At 40.3% G+C, this 8682-nt stretch carries 5 protein-coding genes, 12 tRNA genes and 1 pseudogene; all 18 read left to right on the plus strand.

All coding sequences use genetic code 11. The features are described from left to right. Positions 1-36 precede the first annotated feature (36 nt). Positions 37-109 (plus strand) — tRNA-Asn (locus tag LPAF129_RS10820). Between the two features lie 11 nt (positions 110-120). Next, a tRNA-Ser gene (locus tag LPAF129_RS10825) sits at positions 121-211 on the plus strand. 9 nt (positions 212-220) lie between these two features. Then, positions 221-292: transfer RNA gene (locus LPAF129_RS10830), tRNA-Glu, on the plus strand. Positions 293-296: 4 nt separating this feature from the next. After that, positions 297-369: transfer RNA gene (locus tag LPAF129_RS10835), tRNA-Val, on the plus strand. Between the two features lie 10 nt (positions 370-379). Next, positions 380-453: transfer RNA gene (locus LPAF129_RS10840), tRNA-Asp, on the plus strand. A 48-nt stretch (positions 454-501) separates the two neighbouring features. Further along, positions 502-574: transfer RNA gene (locus LPAF129_RS10845), tRNA-Phe, on the plus strand. Positions 575-578: 4 nt separating this feature from the next. After that, positions 579-661: transfer RNA gene (locus LPAF129_RS10850), tRNA-Tyr, on the plus strand. A gap of 10 nt (positions 662-671) precedes the next feature. Continuing rightward, a tRNA-Trp gene (locus tag LPAF129_RS10855) sits at positions 672-745 on the plus strand. A 6-nt stretch (positions 746-751) separates the two neighbouring features. Next, a tRNA-His gene (locus tag LPAF129_RS10860) sits at positions 752-824 on the plus strand. A gap of 8 nt (positions 825-832) precedes the next feature. After that, a tRNA-Gln gene (locus LPAF129_RS10865) sits at positions 833-904 on the plus strand. Between the two features lie 22 nt (positions 905-926). Further along, positions 927-997 (plus strand) — tRNA-Cys (locus LPAF129_RS10870). A 48-nt stretch (positions 998-1045) separates the two neighbouring features. After that, positions 1046-1130: transfer RNA gene (locus tag LPAF129_RS10875), tRNA-Leu, on the plus strand. Positions 1131-1788: 658 nt separating this feature from the next. After that, positions 1789-2001 (plus strand): hypothetical protein, encoded by a 213-nt coding sequence (locus LPAF129_RS10880; protein WP_244057114.1) that lies wholly within the window; start codon positions 1789-1791, stop codon positions 1999-2001. A gap of 359 nt (positions 2002-2360) precedes the next feature. Then, positions 2361-3659, plus strand: a pseudogene (locus tag LPAF129_RS10885) (ammonium transporter). A 198-nt stretch (positions 3660-3857) separates the two neighbouring features. Further along, the gene (nrdD, locus tag LPAF129_RS10890) at positions 3858-6008 is read left to right on the plus strand and encodes an anaerobic ribonucleoside-triphosphate reductase (RefSeq protein ID WP_244057122.1); all 2151 of its coding nucleotides are present in this window, start codon (positions 3858-3860) and stop codon (positions 6006-6008) included. Further along, positions 6008-6703: an anaerobic ribonucleoside-triphosphate reductase activating protein gene (gene nrdG, locus LPAF129_RS10895; RefSeq protein ID WP_244057116.1), complete on the plus strand. Its 696-nt coding sequence runs from the start codon at positions 6008-6010 to the stop codon at positions 6701-6703. The genes nrdD and nrdG overlap by 1 nt, the downstream gene beginning before the upstream one ends. 367 nt (positions 6704-7070) lie before the next feature. Continuing rightward, positions 7071-7469 carry a transcriptional regulator SpxA gene (gene spxA / locus LPAF129_RS10900; RefSeq protein WP_244057118.1) on the plus strand — a complete coding sequence of 133 codons (399 nt, stop codon included), beginning with the start codon at positions 7071-7073 and terminating at the stop codon, positions 7467-7469. 261 nt (positions 7470-7730) lie between these two features. Beyond that, the gene (locus LPAF129_RS10905) at positions 7731-8477 is read left to right on the plus strand and encodes an adaptor protein MecA (protein WP_244057120.1); all 747 of its coding nucleotides are present in this window, start codon (positions 7731-7733) and stop codon (positions 8475-8477) included. Positions 8478-8682: the final 205 nt, after the last annotated feature.

The following is an 8682-nucleotide window of genomic DNA, read 5'->3' on the forward strand; positions in this document are numbered from 1 at the left end:
TGTGAGGGTAGGTCGTTGCCGCGCTTTGTTTATTATTCCGGCATAGCTCAGTTGGTAGAGCATCTGACTGTTAATCAGGGTGTCGACGGTTCGAGTCCGCCTGCCGGAGTTTTTATTGATGGAGAGTTGTCCGAGCGGCCGAAGGAGCATGATTGGAAATCATGTAAGGGGGGAAAGCCCTCCTTCAAGGGTTCGAATCCCTTACTCTCCGTAGATAAATGACCCGTTGGTCAAGTGGTTAAGACACCGCCCTTTCACGGCGGTAACATGGGTTCAAATCCCGTACGGGTCATCATGGAGGATTAGCTCAGTTGGGAGAGCGTCTGCCTTACAAGCAGAGGGTCACAGGTTCGAGCCCTGTATCCTCCATTACATATTCGGTCCTATGGTGTAGGGGTTTATCACGCCTGCCTGTCACGCAGGAGATCGCCGGTTCAAATCCGGCTAGGACCGTTTTACTAGGGAAGCTTAGTAAAATTATATTAGTTTTTTGTTTCAAATGGCTCGGTAGCTCAGTCGGTAGAGCAATGGATTGAAGCTCCATGTGTCGGCGGTTCGATTCCGTCCCGCGCCATTTTGGAAGGGTAGCGAAGTCTGGCTAAACGCGGCGGACTGTAAATCCGCTCCTTCGGGTTCGGTGGTTCGAATCCACTCCCTTCCATTTTAATTATAGGGATATAGTTCAAAGGTAGAACAACGGTCTCCAAAACCGTCGATGCGGGTTCAATTCCTGCTATCCCTGCCATTTATGGCGGTAGTGGTGAAGTGGTTAACACACCGGATTGTGGCTCCGGCACGCGTGGGTTCGACCCCCACCTACCGCCCTTAATATTGGGGTATAGCCAAGTGGTAAGGCATGGGACTTTGACTCCCACATGCGCTGGTTCGAATCCAGCTATCCCAATAGGGATTTGTTCCTTTAGAATGGCGGTATAGCCAAGTGGTAAGGCAGAGGTCTGCAAAACCTTCATCACCGGTTCAAATCCGGTTACCGCCTTTAGTTGCTTTAGGCGCTAACATGTAGTATAATTAAATTTGTTGATATGCCGGTGTGGCGGAATTGGCAGACGCGCTGGACTCAAAATCCAGTTCCCGTTGAGGGAGTATCGGTTCGACCCCGATCACCGGTATCATTAAAAAGGACATGACAGAAGTCATGTCCTTTTTTTTCGGTAAAAATTTTTAAAAGGCAAAAATTTGTTTTTAATCGTCGTTTGGCTCATTTTAAATGTAAGTGACTATGCGCTAAGTGCTGTTCTGACGAGCTCAACGATCACATGACTGCGGAATTCAGCAAGAAGTATCTGACAGAATATAAGCGTCAAGCCGGTATTCTAGGTATGAGTTTGAAGCAGACGAATGCTAAATGGACGATGAGCAAAGTCATGGCTCAATTGGATGGCGTGACGTTTTCAGAACGCATCTGGCGTAATATGGACAGTCTGAAAGCTCGACTCGAGGTGGCACCAAGGTGATTAGTGCCACTCAATTGGAATCTTACAGAGATACTGGACTTGAATACAATAAATAGCTCGCGGAGGCAAGTGCCTGTGATTTCTGTGAAGATATTACTTTTTACACGGTGAAAGTGTCTACAAGTTCGATAAGGTGCCAGCTTACCCACATCAGCCGAACTGTATGTGTAGTTTGGCGGGGCGGTATGAAGCTCCTTTTGCCAAGGGTATGACCCGAAAGGTGGTTTTGATGTTCAAGGAAGTTATACTTAAGTCAAGATGAAATTACTCAAACAAAAATAAACCTAGAATATTGGAAAGGAAAGCTGAAAAAATGGATGAAATTAAAATTTTTGAATCACTTAATAAGACTTTTATTTGTGTTCCTCTTGGGTTTGCTGATCGCCAAAATGAGGTTCTAATTAATGGGGAAAAGACTGCTTTAAATATTACCATGAATGGGGGGGATGAAAAAAGAGGGCTTGCGACATTTTACGTTGATAAACTATTGGATAAACCAATTAAAGTAGAAAAAGTAAAAGATTAAAGCGATGGCCAACCAGTCACCGCTATTTTTATGCAGTTTTAGATGTGAAAAACATTATGGATAAATCAGTGGTTATTTGGTTTAAATTTCTGTTGTCCAATTGTTGTCCAGTATCTACTTCGATCACTTATCTAACAGTATTATCGATCCAAATCACCGTTACCATGCTGAAGAACATAACAGTTGTCTTGGTCTTTTTTTGGAAAAACCATGTACTGCAGGATTATTCGGTAGACCAATGTTATAAAATATAACATATAATTGCTGAAAAGTTGATTAAACCCACTTATTTTTAAAAAATAGCTTGCATACCACCGACTATATGTTAGAATTTATAACATACATTAAGGAGGATGCTTATGAACACTGTGAATACAACTTTTTTGATCCTTGCGACAATTTTAGTTTTTAGTATGACACCCGGATTATCATTTTTTTATGGGGGGTTAGTTTCAAAGAATAATGTGGTAAATACAATGTTATCTGTTTTTGTTCTTTGTGGACTATCGGTAGTTTTATTTATTGCAGTAGGTTATGAGCTGTCCTTTGGTGCAGATATTGGCGGGATAGTGGGGCAAGTTAGTCATTTCTTTTTGAGCGGCTTTGATTTGAATGCAATCAAGGATTCGCAAATGGGATTAACACATGCGAGCTTCCTAGTCTTTGAAATGATGTTTGCCATGATCACACCGGCTTTGTTTGTAGGTGCGATCGTTGGACGAATGAGATTTAACTTTTTATTGGTATTTGTTATTTTTTGGAGCTTATTAGTCTATTATCCACTAGTACATATGGTCTGGACGCCAGACGGTTTATTGGCATCTTTAGGGGTCTTAGATTTCGCTGGTGGTACTGTGGTCCATATCAATGCTGGTGTAACAGCATTGATCTTGTCTCTTTTCCTAGGGCCACGCTTAACTAAAAGTGATGAACATTATAATTTAGCTTGGGTCCTGTTAGGAACTGCGATTTTATGGATCGGCTGGTATGGGTTTAATGCCGGTTCAGCGTTTGGAATGGATAATGTCGCTATCAACGCCTTTTTAACCACAACTGTCGCTACTGCGGTTGCAATGCTGACCTGGTTGGGCCTTGAAGTTTATTTCCAAGGTCAACCGACCCTAGTTGGAGTTTGTACGGGAGCTTTATGTGGTTTAGTAGGAATCACGCCTGGGACAGGGTATGTGACTAATACTGGTGCATTTTTCATTGGAATGTTGTGTACGATCAGTAGTTACTGTTTTGTTAATTTCATTAAACCACGGTTGAAATTTGATGATCCTTTAGATGCATTTGGCTGTCACGGTGTTTCGGGTATTGTGGGATCAATCTTGGTTGGAGCGTTTGCTACCCATAAAGTTAACTCAGTTGTGACTGACAATGGATTATTCTATGGTGGGGGAATGAAGCTGTTATGGATCTAGCTGTTAGGGACGATCCTTAGTATTGTTTTTACCGCGATCGTAGTTGTGGTAATTATTTTAGTACTGCGAAAATTCTTGCCGATGCGTGTTTCTCAAGCGGATGAAACAGTTGGACTTGATTACAGTTTACACGGTGAAAAGGCAGATTATTCTATTAGTACACATTTTCGTGATGTTTCAGCTTATCAAGATGAATTTCAAGGACAACTATCACGTTTCAAACCAAAAAATTAAAAATATTTTTTTGAAAGCATGTTTGTTGGGCAGACATGCTTTTTTAATGGGCTTTGTGCGTTTGAAATATATTTTGTCCAATTTGTAAAAGAAATCTATATATAGTATGATACGGACTATTGAGGAACAACATATTGGGCCTTAATCTTAAAAAATAACTATTGAATTCAAAAAAATAGAAAGGGGATAATCCACTTGATGAATGTCAAAGACCATTTGCAAATCAAAGTTAGCTTACCAAGCAAAGTTGTTAAACGTGATGGTTATCCAGTGAAATTCCAGCTTTATAAATTAGAAAATGTACTCAGCAACTTAAATCTAACCACAGAAACGCCAACTTTGTTAAATGCGTTATTGACTTCATCACAAGGTCAAAGTTCAATTACCGCACAAGATTTAGCGCAAAAGATGGTGCAGGTCCTGGAAGATTTTGGCTATCATGACGAAGCACAAGCCTATTTGAGGTACCGGCAAAAAGAAGAACAATCTTGGCAAGAGCAAACTGATCCACGGGCACGTTTGGAACGCTTACTCTCACAGGATCCAGAATTGGTTCATGAAAATGCCAATAAGGATAGTAATGTGTTTAATACTCAGCGTGATTTAACCGCTGGGACTGTCGGTAAGACGTTGGGCTTAAAACTAATGCCAGAACACGTCGCTAAAGCTCATTTACGTGGTGATCTACATTATCATGACCTGGATTATACCCCTTGGAGTCCGATGACCAACTGTTGCTTGATCGATTTTAAAGAGATGCTGACCAATGGGTTTAAAATTGGCAATGCTGAGGTTGAAAGTCCGCACTCGATCCAAACAGCGACGGCACAGATGTCACAAATTATCGCAAATGTCGCCTCTAGCCAATATGGTGGTTGTTCCGCTGATCGAGTCGATGAGTTACTTGAACCATTTGCGGCTAAAAACTATGAGAAGCACCTGCATGAAGGCGCTGAGTTTATCAGTGATCCGGTTAAAGTTGAACAGTTCGCTAAAAAAAGAACAAAAAAAGATATTTATGATGCGATGCAAGCCTTGGAATATGAAATCAATACATTGTTCTCTTCACAAGGACAAACTCCGTTTACGACATTGGGTTTCGGTTTAGGAACTTCGTGGATCGCACGTGAAATTCAACAATCAATTTTAAAAATTAGGATTGCTGGTTTGGGGAAAGAAAAGCGGACAGCAATTTTTCCTAAGTTAGTTTTTACGATTAAAAAGGGCATTAATTATGCTCCCGACGATCCTAACTATGATGTTAAACAGTTAGCGGTAGAGTGTGCAACCAAGAGAATGTATCCCGATGTATTAATGTATGACAAAATCAAAGAAATTACTGGGAGTTTTAAAGTGCCAATGGGCTGTCGGTCCTTTTTACAAGGTTGGCATGATGAAGATGGAGTTGAGGTTAACGCTGGTCGAATGAATTTGGGAGTAGTCACAGTTAATTTACCACGGATCGCCTTGCAGGCCCAGGGAGATTTTAAGTTATTCTGGGAAATTCTAGAAGAACGGCTGCAGCTAGCTAAAACTGCCCTAGATTTTAAGGTTAAACGTGTCTTAGAAGCCACACCAGAAAATGCGCCGATCTTATATCAATATGGAGCTTTTGGCAAGCGACTGCGTCCCACTGATGACGTGAAGTCGATGTTTGAAAATGAACGTGCGACGGTTTCTTTAGGTTACATTGGATTGTACGAGGTGGGGACAGCCTTTTTCGGTCCCAACTGGGAAACTAATTCAACTGCCCATGATTTTACTGTGGAAATTGTGAAAGTACTCAATGACCATTGCCAGCAATGGTCAGCAGAAACCGGCTATCATTTTAGTGTGTACTCAACTCCGAGTGAGTCTTTGACCGATCGTTTTTGTCGCTTAGACCTAGCAAAATTTGGGCAGATCAAGGACATTACCGCTAAAGAATATTACACGAACAGCTTTCACTATGATGTCCGTAAACATCCATCTCCTTTTGAAAAATTGAGTTTTGAGATGGACTATCCCCAGTATACTGCGGGTGGTTTTATCCATTACTGCGAATATCCTAACTTACGGCAAAATCCTAAAGCTCTAGAAGCAGTTTGGGATTGGGCCTATGATAAGGTTGGCTATCTTGGAACGAATACGCCGATCGACCACTGTTATCAGTGTGGGTTCCAGGGTGAATTTAAGGCAACAGCTCGCGGTTTTGAGTGTCCAGACTGTGGTAATCATGATCCAAAGACATGTGATTGTGTCAAGCGTACCTGCGGCTATTTGGGGAATCCATTGCAACGACCGATGGTTCATGGACGCCATGTGGAAATTTCATCGCGACAAAAAAATGTTTCAAGAGAGATGAGGTAATGGGAGAACAAATTCGAATTACGATCAACGGAGATACGGATTTTGTTGATCAAAAGACGTTAAACCAGCAGTCGAAAACGAGTGAAAAACCGGCACGTCGTCAACGAACGCGACGAACCAGAACACCGCGGGGACCAAAAAATCCGCAGCCCAAAGAATGGCTGGCAAGTGAACTATCGCAGGGATATATTGCTGATTATAAACCGTTTAACTTTGTCGATGGTGAAGGGGTTCGGTGCAGCTTATATGTGAGCGGATGTATGTTTGCTTGTCCTGGCTGTTATAATAAAGTCGCCCAACAATTTCATTATGGCAGACCATATTCTAAGGAGCTAGAAGATCAAATCATTGCAGATCTAGGGCAGGATTTTTGCCAAGGGTTGACTTTACTCGGCGGAGAACCATTTTTAAATACTCAGGTGTGTTTATCATTGATCGACCGGCTGCGTGCCACCTATGGAGATACTAAAGATATTTGGTCATGGACTGGCTATCAGTGGGATGAATTACAACAAGAGTCAGCAGACAAGCTCGAAATGTTAAGTAAAATTGATGTTTTAGTTGACGGCCGCTTTATGGAACCTTTAAAGGATTTAACTTTGCAATTTCGTGGCAGTTCTAATCAGCGAATTATCGATGTTAAGCGTTCATTGGCAACTGGAGAAGTTGTCTTATGGAAAAATTTAGTAAAATAAACAGTAAAAAGCAAGTCCTTTTTTAGTAGGTACTTGTTTTTTTATTCATTAAATTGGATATAAAAATTGACCTTGTTTTAGTTAACCGGCCGGTAAATCAAACTATATATTTTGCAACATATAAATTTAAAACATTTTTAACTATTAGTTTAAAATGATGATTAGAATGAAATAAAAGTTATCTAATTAAAAATAGTCCAATAATAAGGGCACTTTTTGGGGCAATTTATATTATTTATAAACAACTGACTGATTTTTTATAAAAATATTTAAAAATAAGGTTTTATTTTTGACTGATTAGTGTATAATGAATGGTGTAGAGAATATGTTGTTTAAAAAGGGTTTAACTATTAAAGGAGCGATTTACATGGTTACATTATATACGTCACCAAGTTGCACTTCATGTCGGAAAGCTCGCGCATGGTTAACAGAACAGAATATTCCTTTTAAGGAACGCAACATTTTTTCTGAGCCCCTGAGTGTCAATGAAATTAAACAAATTTTACAGATGACTGAAGATGGGACGGAAGAAATTATTTCTAAGCGTTCTAAAGTTTATCAGGATCTCGATGTTGACCTAGATGAGCTTCCATTAAAAGAATTATTTGCTTTAATTCGTCAGAATCCTGGCTTGTTGCGCCGTCCAATTATCATGGATGATAAGCGACTACAGGTTGGGTATAATGAAGATGAGATCCGGCGTTTCTTGCCTCGCGATGTGCGGGCAATGGAACTACGTCAGGCTCAAGTTCTGGCTGGATTTTAAGATTAAGAAAAACAAGCTAACCGCCTGGGCAACCGGCGGTTTTTTTGATAGGTTGGCTCAGAAATTAGCACTAGAAGCAAGTTGGTTACAGGAGAAATTTAGACTAGCTGAATGACCTTTAGTGTAGGAACTTGGAAAGCTTAGTCAGACTACATTAAAATGGCTGAGATGGTATATTTTTCAGCAAATGAGTGGTACAATCAAACTAATTGTTAAGTTAGCAAAAACAGTTAGCTAAAGTGAAAGGTGGGGCGACCACAGATGGAAATGGAAAAAATCAACGACAATACGATCCGAGTTCTATTAGAGAACCAGGATTTAGCCGATCGTGGCGTTACAGTCCTGGATCTGTTAGGTAGCCAAAACGAAATTGAAAGTTTCTTTTATAGCATTTTAGACGAAGTCGATGTTGACCGAGAATTTAGAAATATTGATGCCGTGACTTTTCAGATCTTGCCTAACCGAAACGGCTTAGAACTTTTTATTTCTAAGGTTGATCCTAATAATTTGGATAAAATGCCATATAACCCGGCGGATAGTCATGTTAATGACGCATCAACTGATGAAATTAAGAAAACCCTCGAGCAATTAAATATGAATGGCTTTGGCGTCAATGATGACGTGGCAGATTACATTCGCAATCATATTGAAAACTATCGAGATGAAAGAAGAACCGATTTGAATGGTGGAGAAACAGAACAGTTAGGAACTGAAGTTGCAATTAAGCACTACCTGGTAGGGTTTGCTGATTTTGAAGACTTCATTGAATTAGTTAAGACAGTCGGTCAAACTGATGTGACTGCTAGTTTGTACTTGCTGAATTCTCAATATTACCTTGATCTAGCATTTGATACCCATGATGTGTCAGCTGATCGAATCAAGGACTTTATGAGTAATATGTATGAATACGGGCAAGCTGTGAACTTTGGTGCGGCTGTTTTACGGGAACGTGGTCAAGTGATCGTGGAAAATAATGCGTTCCATTGGGCACTGGCTTATTTCAAATAAAAAGTTGGGCACCGATAAATAGGCTTAAGTTAAGCAAAAATATTTGGATTTTGGCAATTAATTAAAATTAGTTGGCAAAAAAAGAATATTTTTGGGACTTTGTCAAATAGTGTTGATGGTCCTTGGAACTCTATCTTAAAGGTAGGGTTCTTTTTTATACTCTAGTAGCTAGTTTAAAGTGCCGGTTTTGTGTGGTTGGGGCTGG

Origin of the sequence: Ligilactobacillus pabuli (assembly GCF_022836475.1) — a bacterium.
In the GTDB taxonomy this organism is placed as follows: domain Bacteria; phylum Bacillota; class Bacilli; order Lactobacillales; family Lactobacillaceae; genus Ligilactobacillus; species Ligilactobacillus pabuli.

Bases quoted from the DNA above. Each gene is read 5' to 3' on its own strand.
- nrdG (WP_244057116.1), top strand. From the start codon at position 6,008: ATGGGAGAACAAATTCGAATTACGATCAACGGAGATACGGATTTTGTT.
- spxA (WP_244057118.1), top strand. From the start codon at position 7,071: ATGGTTACATTATATACGTCACCAAGTTGCACTTCATGTCGGAAAGCT.
- LPAF129_RS10905 (WP_244057120.1), top strand. From the start codon at position 7,731: ATGGAAATGGAAAAAATCAACGACAATACGATCCGAGTTCTATTAGAG.
- LPAF129_RS10880 (WP_244057114.1), top strand. From the start codon at position 1,789: ATGGATGAAATTAAAATTTTTGAATCACTTAATAAGACTTTTATTTGT.
- nrdD (WP_244057122.1), top strand. From the start codon at position 3,858: ATGAATGTCAAAGACCATTTGCAAATCAAAGTTAGCTTACCAAGCAAA.